This window comes from Devosia sp. Root105 (assembly GCF_001424865.1).
GTDB lineage: Bacteria > Pseudomonadota > Alphaproteobacteria > Rhizobiales > Devosiaceae > Devosia_A.
This window is the reverse complement of the sequence record NZ_LMCR01000018.1, coordinates 348,286-368,184: the sequence shown is the minus strand read 5'-3', so window position 1 is coordinate 368,184 and position 19,899 is coordinate 348,286. Positions and strand designations below refer to the sequence as shown.

At 66.7% G+C, this 19,899-nt stretch carries 19 protein-coding genes; 10 read left to right on the top strand and 9 right to left on the bottom strand.

Annotation, left to right across the window (positions count from 1 at the left end):
• The first annotated feature begins 206 nt into the window (after positions 1-206).
• The 4 genes from ASC68_RS22115 to ASC68_RS22100 are packed head-to-tail and all read left to right on the top strand — an operon-like array spanning position 207 to position 3,851.
• Positions 207-1,139, top strand: a complete 933-nt coding sequence (locus ASC68_RS22115) for a sugar ABC transporter permease (protein WP_055884206.1) — start codon at positions 207-209, stop codon at positions 1,137-1,139.
• Position 1,140: 1 nt separating this feature from the next.
• Positions 1,141-2,010, top strand: coding sequence for a carbohydrate ABC transporter permease (locus ASC68_RS22110; protein ID WP_055884205.1), 870 nt, complete (start codon positions 1,141-1,143; stop codon positions 2,008-2,010).
• Between the two features lie 2 nt (positions 2,011-2,012).
• Entirely contained in the window at positions 2,013-3,101 is a 1,089-nt protein-coding gene (locus ASC68_RS22105; protein WP_055884204.1) for an ABC transporter ATP-binding protein, read from the top strand.
• A gap of 6 nt (positions 3,102-3,107) precedes the next feature.
• Complete coding sequence (locus ASC68_RS22100; protein ID WP_055884203.1) at positions 3,108-3,851, top strand: SDR family oxidoreductase; 744 nt, start codon at positions 3,108-3,110, stop codon at positions 3,849-3,851.
• Between the two features lie 75 nt (positions 3,852-3,926).
• On the opposite strand, the gene ASC68_RS22095 is transcribed toward ASC68_RS22100, so the two are convergent.
• Positions 3,927-4,967, bottom strand: a complete 1,041-nt coding sequence (locus ASC68_RS22095) for a substrate-binding domain-containing protein (protein WP_055884200.1) — start codon at positions 4,965-4,967, stop codon at positions 3,927-3,929.
• Between the two features lie 197 nt (positions 4,968-5,164).
• Between ASC68_RS22095 and ASC68_RS22090 the strand changes: the two genes are divergently transcribed.
• The 3 genes from ASC68_RS22090 to ASC68_RS22080 are packed head-to-tail and all read left to right on the top strand — an operon-like array spanning position 5,165 to position 8,089.
• Positions 5,165-6,358, top strand: coding sequence for an aminotransferase class V-fold PLP-dependent enzyme (locus tag ASC68_RS22090; RefSeq protein ID WP_055884197.1), 1,194 nt, complete (start codon positions 5,165-5,167; stop codon positions 6,356-6,358).
• Positions 6,355-7,380, top strand: coding sequence for a succinylglutamate desuccinylase/aspartoacylase family protein (locus ASC68_RS22085; protein WP_055884194.1), 1,026 nt, complete (start codon positions 6,355-6,357; stop codon positions 7,378-7,380). Before ASC68_RS22090 ends, ASC68_RS22085 begins: the two co-directional genes overlap by 4 nt.
• A complete protein-coding gene (locus ASC68_RS22080; protein WP_055884191.1) occupies positions 7,352-8,089 on the top strand; it encodes an MBL fold metallo-hydrolase in 738 nt (245 codons plus the stop codon). Before ASC68_RS22085 ends, ASC68_RS22080 begins: the two co-directional genes overlap by 29 nt.
• Before the next feature lie 101 nt (positions 8,090-8,190).
• Here ASC68_RS22080 and ASC68_RS22075 read toward each other — a convergent pair whose 3' ends face one another.
• The 3 genes from ASC68_RS22075 to ASC68_RS22065 form a co-directional block, all read right to left on the bottom strand.
• Positions 8,191-9,195, bottom strand: a complete 1,005-nt coding sequence (locus ASC68_RS22075) for a pyridoxal-phosphate dependent enzyme (protein WP_055884188.1) — start codon at positions 9,193-9,195, stop codon at positions 8,191-8,193.
• 17 nt (positions 9,196-9,212) lie between these two features.
• Positions 9,213-9,716: a RidA family protein gene (locus ASC68_RS22070; RefSeq protein WP_055884186.1), complete on the bottom strand. Its 504-nt coding sequence runs from the start codon at positions 9,714-9,716 to the stop codon at positions 9,213-9,215.
• Between the two features lie 100 nt (positions 9,717-9,816).
• Positions 9,817-10,587: an IclR family transcriptional regulator gene (locus tag ASC68_RS22065; protein ID WP_055884183.1), complete on the bottom strand. Its 771-nt coding sequence runs from the start codon at positions 10,585-10,587 to the stop codon at positions 9,817-9,819.
• 192 nt (positions 10,588-10,779) lie between these two features.
• Between ASC68_RS22065 and ASC68_RS22060 the strand changes: the two genes are divergently transcribed.
• Genes ASC68_RS22060 through ASC68_RS22050 form a run of 3 tightly spaced genes read left to right on the top strand, consistent with a single transcriptional unit; the run spans position 10,780 to position 14,250 of the window.
• A complete protein-coding gene (locus ASC68_RS22060) occupies positions 10,780-11,739 on the top strand; it encodes an ABC transporter permease subunit (protein WP_082528375.1) in 960 nt (319 codons plus the stop codon).
• Positions 11,736-12,671, top strand: coding sequence for a carbohydrate ABC transporter permease (locus tag ASC68_RS22055; RefSeq protein ID WP_156384724.1), 936 nt, complete (start codon positions 11,736-11,738; stop codon positions 12,669-12,671). The genes ASC68_RS22060 and ASC68_RS22055 overlap by 4 nt, the downstream gene beginning before the upstream one ends.
• A gap of 46 nt (positions 12,672-12,717) precedes the next feature.
• Entirely contained in the window at positions 12,718-14,250 is a 1,533-nt protein-coding gene (locus ASC68_RS22050; protein WP_082528374.1) for a DUF3502 domain-containing protein, read from the top strand.
• 61 nt (positions 14,251-14,311) lie between these two features.
• Here ASC68_RS22050 and ASC68_RS22045 read toward each other — a convergent pair whose 3' ends face one another.
• The 5 genes from ASC68_RS22045 to ASC68_RS22025 form a co-directional block, all read right to left on the bottom strand.
• Positions 14,312-15,271 carry a class 1 fructose-bisphosphatase gene (locus tag ASC68_RS22045; protein WP_055884174.1) on the bottom strand — a complete coding sequence of 320 codons (960 nt, stop codon included), beginning with the start codon at positions 15,269-15,271 and terminating at the stop codon, positions 14,312-14,314.
• A gap of 87 nt (positions 15,272-15,358) precedes the next feature.
• Positions 15,359-16,144 (bottom strand): SDR family oxidoreductase, encoded by a 786-nt coding sequence (locus tag ASC68_RS22040; protein ID WP_055884171.1) that lies wholly within the window; start codon positions 16,142-16,144, stop codon positions 15,359-15,361.
• Positions 16,141-17,073 carry a dihydrodipicolinate synthase family protein gene (locus ASC68_RS22035; RefSeq protein WP_055884168.1) on the bottom strand — a complete coding sequence of 311 codons (933 nt, stop codon included), beginning with the start codon at positions 17,071-17,073 and terminating at the stop codon, positions 16,141-16,143. Before ASC68_RS22035 ends, ASC68_RS22040 begins: the two co-directional genes overlap by 4 nt.
• Positions 17,074-17,145: 72 nt before the next feature.
• Positions 17,146-18,018, bottom strand: coding sequence for an amidohydrolase family protein (locus ASC68_RS22030; protein WP_055884165.1), 873 nt, complete (start codon positions 18,016-18,018; stop codon positions 17,146-17,148).
• On the bottom strand, positions 18,015-19,712 hold the full coding sequence (locus ASC68_RS22025; protein WP_055884162.1) for an IlvD/Edd family dehydratase: 1,698 nt from the start codon (positions 19,710-19,712) through the stop codon (positions 18,015-18,017). The genes ASC68_RS22030 and ASC68_RS22025 overlap by 4 nt, the downstream gene beginning before the upstream one ends.
• Positions 19,713-19,899: the final 187 nt, after the last annotated feature.

Below are 19,899 nucleotides of genomic sequence, written 5' to 3'. Positions count from 1 at the left end.
GCGAAGGCTGGGATCCATTTCTCCACTTGCGCCGGCTGCGAGTTGGGTCCCAGCTTTCGCTGGGATGACACCGAGTTTGGGGTGAGTGCGGTGGGTCTATTCGACCAACGCGCCGCCATCAGCGGTGGGTTGAGGGGGCCGCCGGTGGCCCGACAAGCAACCGCGGAGGCATCACCTCCGCGACATATTTCAGAGCAGGGCAGGGTATGTGGGTTTCGCGGACGGTTTGGGGCTTTGCCGATTGGCTGGAGAGTAAGGTCGGCGAGCGCGGCATTCTGATCGCCTTCATCGTGCCGGCAGTGGCGATCGTCGTGGTGGCGCAGTTCTATCCGCTGCTCTACTCGTTCTACATTTCGCTGGTTGATTGGACGCTGTCGCGCTCCACCGAGCCGGGCGATTTCGTCGGGCTCGCCAACTACACCAAAATGGCGAGCGACAGCGTGCTGATCCAGGCAGTGGGCCGCACCATCTGGTTCGGGCTCGCCAGCACCGCGGCGCAGATCGTTCTCGGCTTCATTCTTGCCTACCTGACCATGGGCGAGACCCTGGCGTTGCGTGTCGCCCGCACCATCCTCATTCTCCCCATGGTGATCGCGCCGGTGGCAGTCGGCACGATCTGGCGGATGATGCTCAGCGCCAGGGTGGGGCCGGTCAATCAGGTGCTGCGTAACCTCGGCATCCCCACCCCCGACTGGCTGGGCGATCCGACGCTCGCCATGGTCTCTATCGTCATCATCGATGTGTGGGAATGGACGCCGTTCGTCTTCGTGATCTTTGCCGCGGCGCTCTCGTCGCTGCCGTCGGAAGTCTTGAAGGCGGCCGAGGTCGATGGCGCGACGCCCTGGCAGATCCTTCGCATGGTGATCCTGCCGATGCTGGCGCCGGTGGGGCTCTTGGTGGTGATGTTCCGGCTGCTCGATGCGCTGTTGACGCTCGATATCGTCTTTACCACCACCTTCGGCGGCCCGGGCTTTGCCACCCATACGCTCAGTTTCTGGATCTACCAGCAGGGCCTCCGCTACTTCAACATCAGCTATGCCGCGGCGATCTCCTGGGCCTCGCTGATCGGCTGCATGCTGCTGGTCGCGGGCCTCTTGGTCTGGCGGGCGCGGATTTCGCGCTGGCAGAAGGAGGCCTGAAATGGCGGCACACCTCTCGCATGCCGCAACGAGCGGCTTCGGCCCGCTCGGCCGCCGCCTGCTGGTGGTCGGCATCATCCTCCTGGCGCTCTTGGTAACGCTGGCGCCGTTCTTCGTCCTCTTCGGCAACAGCCTTCGGCCGGCCGACGAGTTTCTTTCGGACAAGTCCGGGCTGTGGCCGAGCCAGTTGACCTTCGAATATTACGCGGCGGTGCTGAGCGCCAATGGCACGACGTTCAGGATCCTCCTCAACTCGGTGATCGTCACCGCGGCGACCACGGTCATCGCGGTCTCCACCGGCTGCCTCGTTGCTTATGGGCTGGCCCGGCTGAAGCTGCCGTTCCGGCTCTCGACCATTATCGGGCTCACCTTCCTGATCGTCAGGTTCTACCCAAAGATCACCATCGCCATCCCGTATTTCGTGCTGATGCGCGATTTCGGGCTGCGCGATACCTATGCGGCGGTGGTCATCGCCCATGTCAGCATGACGCTGCCGATCGTGGTGTGGCTGATGCTGGCCTTCTTCGAGGATTTCCCGAAGCAACTCGAGCAGTCCGCCATGATGGATGGCTGCGGCATCCTCAGGCGGTTCTTCTCGATCGTTCTGCCGCTCACCGTGCCGGCCATTGCCACGGCGGCGCTGCTCACCGCGTTCTTTTCGTGGAACGAGTTCCTGTTTGCCTCCGCCGTCGGGCCGCTCAATGCCAAGACGCTGCCGGTCGAAATCTCCGGCTTCATCACCGACAAGGGCACCGTCTGGGGGCCGATGTCGGCCATGGGCACGGTCATCGTGCTGCCGGTCATGGTGCTCGCGCTCATCGCTCAACGCTATCTCGTCCGCGGTCTCACCGCCGGCGCCGTCAAAGGCTGAAAATGGCAGGTTTGATCCTCTCCAACGTCTGGAAGAAGTTCGGTTCGGTGGTCGCGGTAGAGGCGCTCGATCTCGAAATCCGCGACCGCGAGTTCGTGTCGTTCCTCGGGCCCTCGGGCTGCGGCAAGACCACGACGCTCAACATGATCGCCGGGCTCGAAACCCCGAGCGAAGGCCAGATCCTGATGGATGGCCTCGATGTCACCAAGGTGCCGCCGCGGCTTCGGAACTTCGCCATGGTGTTCCAGGGCTATGCGCTCTATCCGCACATGACGGTGGCCGACAATATCGGCTTTGCGCTCAGGGTGAGGAACCTCGACAAGGCGGAAATCGCCAAGCGCGTCGCCGACGCGGCCGAGCGGCTCGAACTCAAGGAAGTGCTGCACCGCTACCCGCGCCAGCTCTCCGGCGGACAGCGCCAGCGCGTGGCGCTGGGGCGGGCGTTCGTGCGCGACCCGCATGTGTTCCTGCTCGACGAGCCGCTGAGCAATCTCGATGCGGTGCTGCGGGTGCAGACCCGGGTGGAACTGAAGCGCCTGTTCGCCGATCTCGATACCACGGCGGTCTATGTGACGCATGACCAGGCCGAGGCGATGACGATGAGCGACCGCATCGCGGTGTTCCGCCACGGCGTGCTGCAGCAGTTCGCCAGCCCGCTCGATATCTACCGCAACCCGGCCAACCGGTTCGTCGCCACCTTTGTCGGCAGCCCGCCAATGTCGGTGGTTGAAGCAACGCTCGGCGACGACAACCAGCTGCGGGCCTTCGGCACCAGCCTCGCGCTGCCCGAAACGGTGCTGGGGAAACTCAAGGTGGGGAAGAGCTATGACCTCGGCCTCAGGGCAGAGGATCTGGTGCTGGCGCCCGATGGGCAGCTGAAAATGCGGGTCGATCTGGTCGAGCACCTGGGCGCCCAGACCATCGTTCATCTCTCCTCGTCGCAGGGCCGGCTGATCGCGCAATCGAGCCCGACCGAACCGGCCAAGGCCGGCGACATGGTCGGCATCCGGCTCGATCCGGCAGGGCTTTACCTGTTTGACCGGCAGAGCGGGGCGGCTATCGTCACGCCAGGTCTGATCCGGCAGAACTGAGGGAACATGGGACGGCTCGACGGCTTAGCGGCGATCGTCACCGGCGCCGCCGGCGGCATCGGCAGCGCCATCGCGGCGCGGTTCCGGGCCGAGGGCGCGCGGGTGGTCGGCCTCGATGCGAAGCGGGCCGACGGGCTCGACGGGTTCGTCGCCTGCGACGTGGCGGATGGCGCGGCGGTGGACGCTGCTGTGGCGGAGGCGGTGGCGCTGTTGGGCGGCCGGCTCGATATCGTCGTCACCGCGGCGGCGCTGACCGGCGGCCGTGCAGCATTTCCCGATGTGAGCGATGACGAGTGGCAGCGCTATATCGACGTCAATCTCAGCGGCAGTTTCTATGCCTGCCGGGCAGCGGCGCGGGCGATGATGTCAGGCGGTCGCGGCGGTTCGATCATCACCATCGGCTCGATCAATGCGCTGGCCGCCGAGGCGGGTGCGCTGGCTTATGTCGCCTCGAAAGGCGGGGTCGGCATGCTGACCAAGGCCATGGCGGTCGATCTGGCCCGCCACCGCATCCGCGCCAACATGATCGCCCCGGGCCCGGTGACCGTGCCGCGCAACCGCGAGCTGTTCGAGACGCCGGGGTTCCGCCGGGGGTTTGCAGCGACCATCCCGATGGGCGCGGCGGCCGAGGCGGAAGATGTCGCCAATGCGGCGGTGTACCTGGCGGAACCGGGCTCGGCGATGGTGACGGGCACCACGCTGGTGGTCGATGGCGGGATGCTGGCCCGGGTGCCGACGTTTGGGGAGTAGGGGGTTTCGCCGAAGCTTGCAGTCGGCGTCCCTCCCCCGCAAGCGGGAGAGGGCCGCCGACTGAGAGATCGGGCGCTACCGCCCCCGCGCCCGCACCGATTTCCGCTGTACCAGCGTCCCCGGCAGCAGTGAGGAATGTTCCGCCGTCACCGGCTCGCCATCGCGCCGGGTCAGCAGCCGCACCGCCGCTTCGATCATCGGCTCCACCGGCTGGGCGAACGTGGTGAGCTCGTAAGTCGGCCACCCCGCCAGCGGGATGTTGTCGAAGCCGACCACCGAGATATCCTGCGGCACCGATAGCCCCAGCCCGAAGCGGAGCGCGTCCATGCCGCCCAGCGCCATGATGTCGTCGGCGAAAAAGATCGCGTCGGGGCGGGTGCGGCCCAGTTCGAGCGCTGCGGCATAGCCGCCTTCATAGGTATATTCGCCGGTATCGAGCCGGCCGAACAGCGGCACGCCCAGCTCTTCGAGCCCCTGGGCAAAGCCGCGGCCGCGGGCCACCGAGGTAGCCGAGTGCGGATGGCCGCCGACAAAGGCCGGGCGCTTATGGCCCATCTGCACCAAATGCTGCGCCACGGCGCGGCCGCCTGCTTCGTTGTCGCAGGAGACGCTGGGCAGGTCGAGCTCGGGGATGGTGTAACTGAACGGCAGAACCAGCCGGCCGGCATCGCTCCAGCGGCGCGCCATCTCGGCCGAGATGGTGCCGGTCATCACCACGATCGCATCGACATTATATTGCAGCAGCAACGGCAGCTGGCTGTCGATCTGCTGGCCGGAGGGAACGCTGAACAACAGCGTCTGCAACCCCATCTGCTGCAGCCGGCGGGCCAGCGGCTGCAGGATCGAGACGTAGAACGGGTTGGTCATGTTGGCGGTGACGATGCCGACAATGCCGCTCCGCCGCGTGGTGAGCGAGCGGGCGATGACATTGGGCTGGTAGCCCAGCTCACGCGCCGCCTCGAGCACCTTGGCGCGCATCTTGGGGGAGATGGTGGCGCCTTCGGAAAAGGCGCGCGAGATGGTCGACTGCGAGATGCCGAGCGCCTTGGCGAGTTCGCGCCCGGTCAGCGGCGCGCGCCGGCCGGCATCACTCTCGTCCGCGCTGTCATCCGTCATCAAAGAAGTCCCCACTGGCCGCCGCTGCATACCGATGCAGGACGTTTATAGCATGCCGCCGGCAACCACCAGAGACGGGGCCGAGGCACGTGCCCGAGCCCCCGGAAAAATCCTCGCGGGAGCAACGTGGTTCAATGTTGCATCCGGATGCAGCCTGATGTTTGATGGCGTCAGCGGTGGACTGAGGAGACCGGGTTTTGACGACAGACGATATTGTGGCGCGCTGGGGCCTCAGGCCGGTGATCAACGCCTCGGGCACCATGACGGTGATCGGCGCCTCGAGCGCGCGGCCTGAAGTGATCGAAGCGGTGAGCGCGATCCTGCCGCGCTTTGTCGAAATCGATGCGCTGCAGCAGGTGGCGAGCCGCACCATCGCGAGGCTCTGCGGCGCCGAGGCAGGGTTCGTCACGGCATCGACCGCGGCGGGGATTACGCTCGCTGTCGCCGGGGCGATGACCGGGCTCGACCGCGCCGCCATCGCCCGGCTGCCCGACGCCTCCGGCCTGAAATACGAGGTGGCCGTCATGGCCGGGCACCTCATTTCCTATGGCGCGCCGGTCGAGCAGGCGGTGCGGCTCGCCGGGGCGGAAGTGGTCAGCGTGGGGCAGGCGACCTCGGTCGCCGAATATGAGCTCGAGGCAGCGCTCAGCGAGCGGACGGCGGCGGCGCTCTACGTGATCTCGCACCATGCCGTGCAATACGGCATGCTCTCACTCAGGCGGTTCAGCGAAATTGCCCATGCGCACGGCGTACCGGTCATCGTCGATGCGGCGGCCGAATATGGGCTGAAGTGCTTCATTGAGGAGGGGGCGGATATCGCGCTCTATTCGGCGCACAAGTTTTTGCGCGCGCCGACGGCGGGGATCGTTGCCGGCCGGCGCGACCTGGTGCGGGCGGCCTACCTGCAGAATGGCGGTATCGGGCGCGGCATGAAGGTGGGCAAGGAAGGCATTGCCGGCACCATCGTGGCGCTCGAGGCCTGGGAGACCACCGACCACGTGGCGCAGCGCGCCGCCGAGGCGCAGCTTCTCGCCCTGTGGCAGGCGGCGCTCGCCGGGCGGCCCGGCGTCACCGCCAGCATCGTTGCCGACCCGACCGGCAATCCGGTGGATCGGCTGGGGGTCAGCATCGACCCGGCGCTGGCGAAGACCACAGCGTGGAACCTCACCAGCCGGCTCGCGGCGGGCACGCCGTCGATCGCAGTCCGGGCCGAGGCGCTGGAGCATGGTTATTTCGAGCTCGACCCCTGCAACCTCGACGCAGCCGAGGCGAAGATTGTCGGCGAGCAGTTGGTGGCGGCGCTCGAGGCCAGCCTTGGCGGCGGCGCGCCGATGACCTCCTATGCCGAGTGGTTCTCGACACGCGAGAGCGAGATCTGGGACATCCAATGAGCAGCACACAGCAGCGGGTGGTGAGCACCCGCCTCAGCACCGACGTGGCGTTTGACGGGGTGGGCAAGCGCCACGGCTATATCCGCCTGCCGCAATCCACCCATGAATCCGCCTATGGGTTCGTCCCGATCCCGCTGGTGGTGATATCGGGCCGGCCGGGGCCGACGACGCTGCTCACCGCCGGCAACCATGGCGACGAATACGAGGGCGAGGTGGCGCTCAGCAATCTCTGCCGCACCCTCGATCCCGAGCAGGTTACGGGGCGGCTGATCATCCTGCCGACCCTGAACCAGCCGGCGGCGGTGGCCGGGCGGCGGGTGTCGCCGCTCGATGGCGGCAACCTCAACCGGGCCTTTCCGGGCGATCCGGGCGGTGGGGCGACGGCGCAGATCGCCAATTATGTCGAGCAGGTGCTGATGCCGCTCTGCGACACGGTCTGCGACATGCATTCGGGCGGCAGCTCGCTGCATTACGTGCCCTCGGTGGTGACGGCGCGCTGGGCCGATGCGACACGCTTTGCGCAGTCGCTGGCGCTGGTGCGGGCGTTCGGCGCGCCGGCGGCCTATGTGCTCGATCCGCCCGGGCCGGACGATCCGACGCTGCTCGGCGCCGCCGGCCGCAAGGGCAAACTGTTCCTCGGCACCGAGCTCGGCGGCTCCGGGGCGCTCAGCGCCACAACGCTCGGCGTCGCTGAGGCCGGGTTGCGGCGCTTGCTGGCGCATCTGGGGCACCTGCCGGACGATGGGACGCCAGGGTACGAAACGCGCATCCTGGTGGTCGGCGGGGCGGATTACTTCGTCCATGTCGACGATGACGGGGTGTTCGAACCGCTGGTCGAACTCGGCGACGAAGTGAGCGCCGGGCAACCGGCGGCACGGGTGCATTTCCCGGAGCGGCCGTGGCTGACGCCGTTGGTGCTCAGCTTCCAACGTGGCGGCATGGTGCTGTGCAAGCGGGTGCCGGCCCGGGTGAAGCGCGGCGATTGCCTGTTCCATGTCGGCACCGATCATGAACCTCGATGACGACCTGCACCTCTTGATGAGCGGGGGGCTGGGGTTCGATCTCACCGATCCGCTCGATTGCAATGTCTACCTGGTGCGGGCCGGCGACGGCTGGCTGATGTTCGATGCCGGGGCAGGGCGGAGCGCCGCCGCGGTGCTCGATGGGCTGGACGGCATCACGATCAAGGCGCTGTTCCTGACGCATGGACATGCCGACCATTCGGCCGGCGCCGCGGCGGTGCGCCTGCGGCTGGGTCTGCCGGTGCTGGCCGGCGCTGCCACGGCCAAGATGGTGACGGCGGGCGACGAGGCGGCGATCAGCCTGCTGGCGGCGAAGGCGGCCGGGGGGTATCCCGCCGATTTCGCCTATGCGGCCTGCCCGGTTGACCGGGTGCTCGATGATGGCGAGGCGGTGGCGTTCGGCGCGGTGAGGGTCACCGCGGTGGCGACGCCGGGGCATAGCCACGACCATATGAGCTATCTGGTCGAGACCGGCACCCGGCGGATGCTGGTGTCGGGCGATGCGCTGTTTCACGGCGGCAGGGTCGGGGTGCAGGACGTGTACGACTGCAGCGTGCCGCAGATCTGCGCCTCGGTGCGGCGGCTCGCCGGGCTGGAGTTCGAGGTGCTGTTGCCGGGGCACGGGGCATTTTCGCTGCGGGACGGGCGGAGACATGCCGAGGCGGCGATGGGGTATGTGGAACGGATGGCGTGTCCGCCGTCGATTTAGGGGGGTCGATCTGGTGCCGATCTGGCGGTCAGGAGTCCCTCCCCCCGCAAGCGGGAGAGGGTGCGCCGACTGAGCGGGCGGTGTTTGACCTCGCACCAGCCCTAATACCCAAACTCCCCCACATGCGCGAACAGCCCCGGCAGCCCGCCGGTGTGCACAAATACCAGCGTATCCGTCGGCTTGAACGCCCCCCTGCGGATCGCGGCGATCATCCCGGCCGCGGCCTTGCCGGTGTAGGTCGGCTCCAGCAGTACGCCTTCGGTGCGCGCAAAAAGCTCAATCGCTTCGATCACCGCCCGCGTCGCCGGCAGGCTGAAATCGGCGCGCTGGGTGTCGTCGATCGCAAAATCACCCTCGCCGATGCGGCGGTCGATCTCCAACAATTCGGCGCATTTGTTGGCGTAGGCGATGGCGTGCGCTTTGCTCTGATCGTGCGGCGAGGCCACCGAGACGCCGGTGATGCCCAGCTGCTGGCCCAGCGTCCGCAACCCGAGCACCAGCCCGGCAGTGGTGGGGGCGGCGCCGGTGGCGAGGAACAGGTGGGTGGGCTCCCGGTCGAGGCCGGCAAACTGGGCGACCAGTTCCTCGGCGGCCGAGACATAGGCGGCGGTGCCAAGGGTCCCGGTCTTCCCCGGATGGTAGACCAGGTAGGGCCGGTGGCCGGCAGCCGCGGCCCTTTCGCAGAGCCGGTTGAGCTCGGCGACCAGCGCCGGATCGAAGCGGTCGGCGATCGGGGTCGTGTGCACCTCGGCGCCGAGGATCTCGAACAGGAAGCGGTTGCCGGTGAGTTCTCGCGCGCCAGTGACGCCGGTGAGCAGCAGGATCGGCTGCATCCCCAGCCGGTTGGCGCCGGCGGCGAGTTCGCGCAGTTTGTTGGATTGCTCGCCGGCCGAGGCGATCACCGCGGTGGCGCCCTCCGCTTTGGCGTCGCCCAGCACGAACTCGAAGATGCGGGTCTTGCTGCCGCCGACCGACAGACCGCTGAGGTCGTCGCGCTTGATCAGGATCTGCGGTCCGCCCAGCGCGGCGCTCAGCCGCGGGGCCGGCTCGAGCGGCGTCGGAAAGTGGCCGAGCGCAGCGCGCGGCAGGTGATCGACAAGTCCCATGGTGCCCCCTCCAGCAGTCAGTCTACGGCAACGATGGCTTCGATTTCGACGGTGATCAGCCGGGGCAGCGAGTTGACCCCGATGGCGGTGCGGGCATGCGCGCCGGGCTCGCCGAACACCTCGAAGAACAGGTCCGAGCAGCCATCGATCACTTGCGAATGCTCGGCGAAATCCGGGGTCGAGTTGACCATGCCGAACAGTTTGACGATGCGGCGCACCCGGCGCAGGTCGCCCACCGCCTCATGCAGCACCGAGATCAGGTTGAGCCCGGTGAGCCGCGCATGCTGGTAGGCCTCGGCCGAGCTGACATCGTCGCCGACCTTGCCGGTATAGAGCCGCCCGCCGGCTTCTGTCGGGCCCTGGCCCGACAGGAAGATCATGTCGCCCTCGCGCGTCGCCGGCCGGAAATTGGCGATCGGCGTCGGCGATAGCGGCAGCGTCAGCCCCAGCGCCGCCAGCCGGGCATAGGGATCGCCGGCGAGGCCTTGGGGCAGGGCGGCGGAAAGAGGCTCGTTGGTCATTGCGGGTCCGAAGCGATCGTCATGGCAAAGCCACGATAGAGCGACGCTGCATCCGGATGCAACAGCATTCTTGCATCCGGATGCAGGATGCGGCGGCGCCTCAGCCGAGCCCTATGCTGATGCGGTCGGCGGTGGCCAGCGCAGTGGCGCGCACCAGTTGCTCGTATTCGGCGTCGCGGCCGGCGAGAAACGGGATACTGACGGCGGCGACGACGTCGCCGGAGCGATCGCGGATCGGCGCGGCGTAGGAATTGACCGAGGCGCTGAACTCGCCATGGTCGCGCGCCCAGCCCTGTTCGCGCACCCGCGACAGTTCTTCCTCCAGCGCTTCCGGCTCGATGAGGGTGCGTTCGTTGTAGAGGGTCAGCGGCCGCGAATAGATGCGCTGGCGTTCGGCCTCGGGCAGGAAGGCGAAGAGCGCCTTGCTGCTGCCGCCGGCATGGATCGGCAACTGCTCGCCAACCCTCGCATGCAGCGCGTGCTGCTTGGTGCCGGGGGCGACAGCGACGACCAGCACATGGCCGCGATCATAGATCGAGATCTTCGCCGTCTCCCCCAGCGAGCGCGCCACGAAATCGAGATGCGGCTGCGCCGCCTTGGCGACCTGCCCGCCGGATGGCATGCCGACGGCGTCGGCCAGCGACAGCAGGCGGCTGCCCAGCACGTAGTCGGAATTCTCGAGCTGACGGACCAGCCCATGCGCGGTCAGCGAGTTGAGGATGCGGTAGACGGTCGAGCGAGTCACCCCCGACTGTTCGACCAGGCGCTTGAGGCCCAGCCCGTTCGGGGCCCGCTCCAGTTGCTGCAGAATGGCCATCATCCGTTCGATCGCCGGATTGCGGTTCTGCGCCTCGATCTCCGCCTCACGCATGGCTTGACATCCTGTCCGTTTGGTCGGCACGGTTATCATCTGATACCAAGAGTTTCAAATAAGAAACTGCGGTGTTGGGCGGTTCCAGTGCTTCGGGGAGGGGCTAGTGAGCTATCGTCGAATCCTGCGCGCCATTGGCTATGCGTGCGTACCCTTGGCGTGCGTGCCCTTGGCGCGACGGCAGAGCGACCGATGACCGTCACCAAACCAGGGGCTGGCCGCGCCGGTTCGCGCCGACATGGCTTGTCGTCGCGCGACAGCCTGGTGCTGCTGCTGCTGGCGTTGCCCGGCATCGCCTGGTTCCTGGTGTTTGCCTATGGCCCGATGGTTGGTCTGGTGGTGGCGTTCAAGGCCTTCAACATTCGCGACGGCATCTTTGGCAGCCCATGGAACGGGCTCGCCAATTTCCGCTACTTCCTGATGAGCGGCGACGCCGCGACCATCGTCTTCAACACGGTGTTTTTGAATGCGCTGTTTCTCGGCGCGTCGCTGTTCGCCGGGCTCGTGCTGGCGCTGATGCTCAACGAGATCCGCGGCGGCCCCTATCGCCGCTTCATGCAGTCGGTGATCTTCTTTCCGTATTTCGTCTCGCCCATCGTCATTTCCATCATGCTGCAGGTGATCCTCTCCGGCGTCGGCGGGCGCGGCGGCCTCGTCAACAACCTGTTGAGCGTCGTCGATCTGCCGCAGGTCAGCTGGTACACCGAAGCCGGCGCCTGGCCGTGGATCCTCACCATCGTCAAGGTGTGGCAGCTGGGCGGCTACACCTCGGTGATTTTCCTCGCTGCCATCACCTCGATCTCCGAGGAGGTCTATGAGGCAGCGGCGATTGATGGGGCAAGCCGCTGGCGCATGGCGCTGTCGATCACCGTGCCGCTGCTGCTGCCGACCTTCGCGGTGCTGGTGGTGCTCGGCGTCGGCCGCATGTTCTTCGGCGATTTCGCCACCATCTACGCCATCGTCCAGGACAATGGCGTGCTGTTCCCGACCACCGACGTCATCGACACCTATGTGTTCCGCTCGCTGCGGATGATCGGCGATTTCGGCACTACGGCCGCCATCGGCCTGTTCCAGTCGGTGGTCGGCTTCGTTTTCGTGGCGGCGGCGGTGCTCGTGCAGCGCCGCTTCCACAAAGAAAGCAGCATCCTGTGAGCGCCATCGATCAGGATAGTGCTGGGGCCGCGGCGAACGTCGGCGCGCAACCGGTTCGGAGGGCCTCCCGCCGCCGGATGGAGCCGTTCGCGGCCGTCAGCTACGTCACCGTCACGCTGTTCGGGCTGTTCTGCCTGGTGCCGCTCTGGATGATCGTCGCAGGCTCCTTGACCGATGAGTCGGTGCTCGGCCTCAATGGCTATAGCCTCTTCCCGCAGCCCTTCTCGCTTCGGGCCTACGAGTTGCTGTTCACCGGGCAATCCCTGCTCAACGGCTATGTCGCGTCGCTGTTCATCACCGTGGTGGGCACGATCCTCTCGATCTCGTGTACCGCCGCGATCGCCTGGGTCATCGCCCGGCGCCTGCCGTTCATCAGCCGTCCGCTGACCATGTTTGCCTATGTGCCGATGCTGTTCAACGGTGGCCTCGTGCCGTTCTACCTGCTGGTGACGCAGGTACTGGGTCTCACCAACAGCTGGTTCGCCATGATCCTGCCGCTGATGCTGGCGCCCTTCCTGATCTTCGTGACGGTGAGCTTCTTCCGGCAGATGCCGGAGGAGATCCTCGATGCCGCCCGCATCGATGGGGCCGGCGAATTGCGCATCTTCTTCCAGATCGTCTTGCCGCTGTCGAAGCCGATCCTCGCGGTGCTCGGGCTGTTCTACGCCGTCACCTACTGGAACGAGTGGTTCACCGGCCTCCTCTTCCTCACCGATCCGGACAAGTTCCCGCTGCAGCTGATCCTGCAGAACCTCATCTCCAACGTGACCAATGCGGCCAGCCTGCCGAGCTCAGCCGGGGCGGCGATGGCGCCCGTCTACCAGCTGCGCTTCGCCATGACGGTGCTCACCGTCGGCCCCATTCTGCTCGCCTACCCATTCGCACAACGCTTCTTCGTCAAGGGCATCACCCTTGGCGCCACCAAGGGGTGACGACGGCACCTGAGTCCGTCGCACAAATGAGGAGGAGACGACCAACATGAGACTCACGCGCAGACACTTCATGGCCCTCAGCGGGGCCGCCGGCATGGCCACGGCCTTTTCAGGCCTGTCGCCGGCATTCGGCGCCAGTTCGGGCACCTCGGTGGCCTTGCTGCCCTCGCAGGCGCCGACCAACTGGAAGGCCGTGCTCGACAAGGCCAATGCCAAGCTCATGGAGGAGCATGGCTTCACCTTCGATGCGCAGTTCATCAACTGGAGTAACTACGGCCAGCAGTCGCTGCTGAAATTCACCGCCGGCGCCCAGTTCGACACGGCGCTGCAAGCCCTGTGGCTCAACATGGCCCAGCTGCAGCAGAGCGGCGCCCTCGCCGACCTGACCGGGCAGATCGACAAGTGGCCCAACCTCAAAAAGCAGATCGCGCCCAAACTGATCGAAGCCAATTCCTGGGGTGGCAAGCTGTGGGGCATCCCGCAGGTCAACAGCGCCGGCCGCATCCAGCACTTCGGCATCCGGCAGGATCTGGCGGAGAAGTACGGTTTCGCCGAAATCAACGACTTCGGTACGCTCGAGAAGTTCTTCTACGCCATCAAGGAGAAGGAATCGGGGGTCACCCCGTTCGCCCTGGCGTCGCAGACCGGCTGGCAGACGGCGGTAGCGACCCCTACCGGCATGTTCAACGAGTACTCGTGGGAAAATCCCTACACCATGCAGTACTCGCTGGCGGGGTCAGGCCTGCGCTTCTACTTCGACAAGGATGCGGCAACGACGGGCTCGTCGCGGCCGATCCCCTGGTGGGACGATGCCGGCACCGTCGAGGCGCTGCGCAAGATCCGCCAGTACTACCAGGATGGCATCATCAACGCCGACGCGCTCAACGTCGACCAGGCGACGATCGAGAGCCAGTTCGGGGCCGGCCGGTTCGCGGGCCTCTGGTCGATGACCGATGGCCTCCAATCCAACCGGCTGGCTGGATTGAAGCGCGCCGTCCCGACCGCGGCCCTGGGCCAGGTCCTGCCGTTTGGCGGGCCGCTGGGCGGCGTCAAGCCGGTGCAGACCTTCCAGGCCGACAACATGATCGTGGTCAATGCCAATGGCGGCGATGTCGACCGCGCCATGGCGCTGCAGGATTGGTTCTCGGTGCAGGAGAACCACGATCTGGTCGGCCTCGGTATCGAGGGTACGGACTGGAAGGCGGTTGGCGACAACAGCTTCGAGCAGCTCAGCACGTATAGCTTCCCGAGCTATGCCATCCTGTGGCGGGCAGGGCTCGAGCGCCTCACCTCGTCGATGACCGAGTCCGAAAAGAAGGTGTTCGGCTGGGCGCAGAACTACGACAACTTCACCTCCGATACCTTCGCCTCGTTCATCGCCGACGTGACCCCGGTCAAGGAAGCCGCGGCGCAGATGAACAACGTGATGACGCAGTACGCCAACCCGCTGTTCTACGGGGTCGGCGACGTCGATGCCGGGCTCGACAAGCTGAAGAAGGCTGCCGACGCGGCCGGCCTCGACGTGATCATGACCGAGCTGACCAGGCAGGGCGACGCGTACCTCAAGTCGCGCACCTAGAACGCCCGGCTGGCAGAGCTATCGCGGAGAGCGCCAGCGGCGCCTTCCGCAACCGGCTCCGTTAGCCCGCGACATAGCCGACATACTCGTCGACCTGCCGCCTGGATCCCAGCACCACCGAGATGCGCTGGTGAATATCGGTGGGGGGAACGGCGAGCAGGTCAAGCTGGCCGGTGGTGGCGCCGCCGCCGGCCGTGCTGACGATCAGGCTCATCGGGTTGGCTTCGTAGAGCAGCCGGAGCCGGCCGCCGCGTTTGGCGGTTTCGCTGTCGGATGGATAGAGAAAGATGCCGCCGCGGCCGAGGATGCGCAGCACTTCGGCCACCATCGAGCCGACCCAGCGCATATTGTAGCGCTGGCCCAGCGGCCCGAGTTCGCCGGCGAGGCAATCGCCGATATAGCGGCGGGTGCCCGCGTTCCAGAACCGCTCGCGGCTGGTGTTGATCGAGAATTCCGGCATGTCCTCGGGGATCCGGATCTCGGCCTCGACCAGCTCGAACTGGGGGCCCGAGAGCACGAACAGCTCGACCGTTTCGCCGAAGGTCAGCACCAGCGAGGTCGCCGGGCCGTAGGCGACGAAACCCGCCGCGAGCTGGGCGCTGCCGGGCTGCAGCAGGTCGGCCTCGGCGGTGGCCGGGATGATCGAAAAGATCGAACCGACCGTGACGTTGACGTCGAGGTTGGAGGAGCCGTCGAGCGGATCGAACAGCAGCCCGTGCGTTCCGCCCGCGGCGAGCCGGATGGGATGGTCTTCCTCTTCGGATACCGCCCAGGCGATGGCCGGGTTGGCGCGGCAGCGCTCGATAAAGATGCGGTTCGCCTCGATATCGAGGGGCTTTTGCGCTTCGCCCTGGACGTTGGTCGTTCCGGCCGTCCCCGACAGTCCGGCGATCGGGGCGGTGCGCAGCACATGGGCGAGCTCGGCCGAGGCCGCGGCGACATCGGCAACGATCGAGGCAGCGACAGCCAGCTTCGGGTTGGTCGCGATTTTGGCGAGATAGGCGGAGAGGGTGGTACTCATTCATCTGCCACGTTGGGAACCCGGCACGACGCTAGCCTGCAGTTCCCCCACGCGACGAGATAGACATTGTGCGATTGGCGGTTCGGCCTACACCGAACGGATCATGCCGCCATCGACGCGGATCTTGGCGCCGGTGACGTAGCCGGCGCGGTCGCTGGCGAGGAAGGTGACGACGTCGGCCAATTCCTCGGGCTTGCCGTAGCGGCCGGCGGGGATGGTGGCGAGCGAGGCTTTGCGGACCTCGTCGAGGCTGAGGTTCTGGCGCTTGGCGGCGGCTTCGTCGAGCTGGTCGACCCGGTCGGTGTGGACGCGGCCGGTGACGATGATGTTGACCGTCACATTGTCGGCTGCCACTTCGCCGGCGAGAGTCTTGGACCAACCCAGCACTGCGGCGCGCAGGCCGTTGGAAATGGCGAGGCGGGGGATTGGGGATTCGATGCCCGACGAGGTCAGCGTGACGATGCGGCCCCATTGGCGCTCGACCATCTTGGGCAGCAGGGCCTGGGTGATCTCGATGAGGCTCAGCACCATGGCGTCAAAACCGCTGGCCCAAGCTTCGGCGCCGGTAGAGCGGGCCTCGCCGGGAGCAGGGCCGCCGGTATTGTTGATGAGGATATCGACACCATCAGCCGCCAGTACCTGCTGCAGCAGCGCGTCGCGGCTCGCCTTGTCGGTAAGATCGAGCGGCAGGGCGGTGATGCGGCCGGTGGCGCCGGGGTCGAGCGCCTGGTTGAGCGCCGTGATCTCGGCGACGCTGCGCGAGGCGCCGATGACTTGCGCCCCCTCATTGGCAAGCGAAACGGCGATGGCGGCGCCGAGGCCCTTGCTGGCGCCGAGCACCAGGGCCTTCTTGTTTTCGAGCCCGAGTTTCATGCGCCGATCTCCTTGAGGCGTTTGGTTTGGGCGCTGAGCAGCCGCTCGACATCGGCGATATCGAGAGCCGAGAGCGCCGGACGCGGCTTCCTGAGGGCGCCCGATTTGATGACGCCGCGCTTCGCCAGCACATATTTGCGCGCCGCGAGGCCGAGGCCCTGCTGCTGCTCGTAACGGGCGAGCGGCAGATAGGCTGCAAACAGTTCGGCGGCGCGCTCGAGGTTGCCGGCCACATGCTCGCGCACCACGCCGACCATCATTTCGGGGTAGCAGAAGCCGGTCATCGCGCCATCGGCGCCGCGGCCCATCTCCTCGGGCAGGAACAGCCCGCCATTGCCGCAAAGGATCGAGATGCGGCGGGTTTCGCCCTTATCGGAGGAGGCGCGCAAGGCAGTGATTTTGCTCAGCCCCGGCCAATCCTCGTGCTTCAGCATCACGCAGTTGGGCACATCCTTGATGATCCGGTCGATCACCTTGGGCACGATCGTGACATTGGTGGTGAGCGGATAATCCTGCAGCACGAAGGGCGTGTCGCCGAGCGCCTCGCCCACCGACTGGTAGAAGCCATAGGCCTGGTCGTCGGTCTTGATGGTCCAGGGCGGCGCCACCATGACACCGGCGGCGCCTTCGCCCATCACGGCGGTGGCGAGCTCCTGCATCGGCGCGAGGCCGGGGGCGGAGACGCCGACCACCACCGGCAGGCGGCCATCGAGCCGGCGCAGCACCCGCTCGACGACGAGCTTTGATTCCTCGGCAGTGAGTTTCGGTGCTTCGCCCAGTTGTCCGAGCACCGTCAGCCCGTCGACGCCGGCCTGTTCGTAGAAATCCACCATGCGATCGACGCTTTCGAGGTCGAGCGCGCCGTTCTCATCGAACGGGGTCACCGCGATCACGTATACGCCGCGCGCCGCTTCGGTCAGTCTGGTCATCCTCAATCTCCGGTCAGTCCAGCGGGGGAAGGTGATGCGAGCTTCGATCCCCGGGACAAGAAAGAACTCTAACTAGCGGGAAAAGAACAGCGTTTGCGCGTTGGTGACGAGCACCTGATGCGCCACGCTTTCGTCCCCCAGCCAGTCATGGGTCAGTTCGATCAGTTCGGCATCGTCGGGCATCCGATCGAACAATTCGGTATGGGGCCAGTCGCTGCCCCAGAGCAGGCGCTCGGGGTGCGAGGCGAGGAGCTGCCGCGCCGCGGCGGCAAAGGCAGGAGAGCCGGCAGCACGGGTCAGCCGATAGGGGGCCGAGAGCTTGGCATAGCAATCGGGCGCATCGAGCAGGTGCTGGATCTTCGCCAGCTGGGCGCCGGCATCGGCGGCATCGAGGTCGAGAAAGCCCAGGTGGTCGAGCACCACCGGGCAGGCGATGGCGGGCAGCAGTGCGGCGATCTCCTCGAGCTGCGCCGGCCGCACCTGGAACTGCAGCATCCAGCCGAGATCGGCGATGCGGGCCGAAAGCGCTGCGATCGAGGTGAAGGGCAGGCCGCCCTTGTTGCGGGTGTTGACGCGGACGCCGCGCACGCCCAGGGCATCGAGGCGCTGGAACTCGGCCTTGTCGGTTTCGGGATGCAACACGACGATACCGCGGAGGTTCGCCCGGTCGGCGGCGAGCGCGTCGAGCAGCACGCTGTTATCGAAGCCGTAGACGCTGGGTTGCACCAGCACGCCCTGGGCGATGTTCACCGCGGCGGCGTAGGCCTGCCAGTCGGCAAGCGTCCGCACGTGCGGGGTGTAGCTGCGCGGGCTCGCCAGCGGCACGCCGTCGGCAAAGACGTGGAAATGCGTGTCGACCGTGCCATCGGGCAGCAGCGCCCGCGGGGCGCGGTTTAGCGGCCGCGGCGGCAGGCAGAGCGGCGCGTCGGCTGCCGTGAGGCTCACGACTCCTGGTCCTGCATGAAATCGAAATCGGCGCCCTGGTCGGCCTGGGTGACGTGGTTGTGGTAGAGCTGCGCATAGCCGCGGGGCGGCGCCGGCTTGGCCAAGGGCAGGGCGGCCATCCGCCGGTCGAACTCTTGGGCGGGGATATCGAGGTGGATGCGGCGGGCCGGCACGTCGAGGACGATGAAATCGCCGGTCCGGACGATGGCGAGCGGCCCGCCATCGGCCGATTCCGGCGCGATATGCAGCACCACGGTGCCGAAGGCGGTGCCGCTCATCCGGGCATCGGAAATCCGCACCATGTCCTTGACGCCCTGCCGGGCGAGTTTGCGCGGGATCGGCATGTAGCCGGCCTCGGGCATGCCGGGCGCGCCTTTCGGGCCGGCATTGCGCAGCACCAGGATATCCGCGGGGCTCACGTCGAGATCATCGCTGTCGAGCCGGTTGGCGAGGTCTTCGGTGTTCTCGAACACCACGGCCCGGCCGCGATGCTGCATCAGGGTCTTCGAGGCGGCCGACTGCTTGATGATGGCGCCGCGTGGCGCGAGGTTGCCCTTCAGCACCGCCAGCGTGCCGATCGGCTTCAGCGGCGCCGCCATGGTGCGGATGATGGTCTGGCCGGGCTCGTCGACCACCGCGTCGATCACCTCGCCGATGGTCTTGCCGTGGATGGTCGCGGCGCTGGTATCGAGCTCGGAGCGCACTTCTTTCAAAAGCGCCGGCACGCCGCCGGCCTGGTGGAACTGCTGCATATAGTGCTGGCCGGAGGGCTGCAGGTCGACCAGCAGCGGCACGCGCTTGCCGACTTCGTCGAGCAGGTCGGTATCGAGCTTGATGCCCAGCCGGCCGCAGATGGCGGCGAGGTGCACCACCGCATTGGTCGAGCCGCCCATCGCCTGCAGCGCCACCATGGCGTTTTTGAGCGCCGCAGGGGTCAGCAGTTCGCGCACGGTCGGGCCGCCCTCGGCGGCGAGCCGCCCGGCGAGCCTGCCGGTTTCCTCGGCGAGGCGGGTCCGCTCGGCCTCGGTGGCCGGCGCCGAACCGCCGCGGGGCAGGCAGAGGCCCAGCACTTCGGTGAGGTTGGCCATGGTGCTGGCGGTGCCCATCACCGTGCAGGTGCCGACCGAGCTGACCAGCCGGTTATTGACTTCGTTGATCTCGGCTTCGTCGATCTCGCCGGCGCGATAGCGGCCCCAGAAGCGGCGGCAATCGGTGCAGGCGCCGAGCCGCTCACCCTTGTGGTGGCCGGTGGCCATCGGCCCGGTGGGGAGGAATACGGCGGGGATATCGCTGCTGGCGGCCGCCATGATCTGGGCCGGCAGGGTCTTGTCGCAGCCGCCGATCAGCACCACGCTGTCCATCGGCTGGGCCCGGATCATCTCCTCGGTTTCCATCGCCATCAGGTTGCGCAGGTACATCGAGGTGGGCGACGCAAAACTCTCGTGGATCGAGATGGTGGGGAACACCATGGGCAGGGCGCCCGACAGCATGACGCCGCGCTTGGCCGCCTCGATCAGCTGCGGCACGTTGCCGTGGCAGGGGTTGTAATCGGAATAGGTATTGGCAATACCGACGATCGGCCGGTCGAGCGCATCGTCCGAATAGCCCATCGCCTTGATGAAGGCCTTGCGCAGGAACAGCGAAAAGCCCTGGTCCCCATATGTGGTCAGCTTGCGACGAAGGCCGTCCGGCACTTAATCCTCCTGGCGGCGCCTCGAAACACGCGCCGTTGTGGCGTTCCAAATTAGCGGCGCGCGATGGATTGTCAATAAACAAGCGCAGCCAACCTGTCGCAGATGTGCGGTGTTATCGCTCAAACCTCGGGCGTCAGGCGCATTTTGTCTAACGATTCGTGGATATGCACCCGATGCGACGATAGAT

Bases quoted from the DNA above. Each gene is read 5' to 3' on its own strand.
- ASC68_RS22115 (WP_055884206.1), top strand. From the start codon at position 207: ATGTGGGTTTCGCGGACGGTTTGGGGCTTTGCCGATTGGCTGGAGAGT.
- ASC68_RS22110 (WP_055884205.1), top strand. From the start codon at position 1,141: ATGGCGGCACACCTCTCGCATGCCGCAACGAGCGGCTTCGGCCCGCTC.
- ASC68_RS22105 (WP_055884204.1), top strand. From the start codon at position 2,013: ATGGCAGGTTTGATCCTCTCCAACGTCTGGAAGAAGTTCGGTTCGGTG.
- ASC68_RS22100 (WP_055884203.1), top strand. From the start codon at position 3,108: ATGGGACGGCTCGACGGCTTAGCGGCGATCGTCACCGGCGCCGCCGGC.
- ASC68_RS22095 (WP_055884200.1), bottom strand. From the start codon at position 4,967: ATGACGGATGACAGCGCGGACGAGAGTGATGCCGGCCGGCGCGCGCCG.
- ASC68_RS22085 (WP_055884194.1), top strand. From the start codon at position 6,355: ATGAGCAGCACACAGCAGCGGGTGGTGAGCACCCGCCTCAGCACCGAC.
- ASC68_RS22080 (WP_055884191.1), top strand. From the start codon at position 7,352: ATGTCGGCACCGATCATGAACCTCGATGACGACCTGCACCTCTTGATG.
- ASC68_RS22075 (WP_055884188.1), bottom strand. From the start codon at position 9,195: ATGGGACTTGTCGATCACCTGCCGCGCGCTGCGCTCGGCCACTTTCCG.
- ASC68_RS22070 (WP_055884186.1), bottom strand. From the start codon at position 9,716: ATGACCAACGAGCCTCTTTCCGCCGCCCTGCCCCAAGGCCTCGCCGGC.
- ASC68_RS22065 (WP_055884183.1), bottom strand. From the start codon at position 10,587: ATGCGTGAGGCGGAGATCGAGGCGCAGAACCGCAATCCGGCGATCGAA.
- ASC68_RS22060 (WP_082528375.1), top strand. From the start codon at position 10,780: ATGACCGTCACCAAACCAGGGGCTGGCCGCGCCGGTTCGCGCCGACAT.
- ASC68_RS22050 (WP_082528374.1), top strand. From the start codon at position 12,718: ATGAGACTCACGCGCAGACACTTCATGGCCCTCAGCGGGGCCGCCGGC.
- ASC68_RS22045 (WP_055884174.1), bottom strand. From the start codon at position 15,271: ATGAGTACCACCCTCTCCGCCTATCTCGCCAAAATCGCGACCAACCCG.
- ASC68_RS22040 (WP_055884171.1), bottom strand. From the start codon at position 16,144: ATGAAACTCGGGCTCGAAAACAAGAAGGCCCTGGTGCTCGGCGCCAGC.
- ASC68_RS22035 (WP_055884168.1), bottom strand. From the start codon at position 17,073: ATGACCAGACTGACCGAAGCGGCGCGCGGCGTATACGTGATCGCGGTG.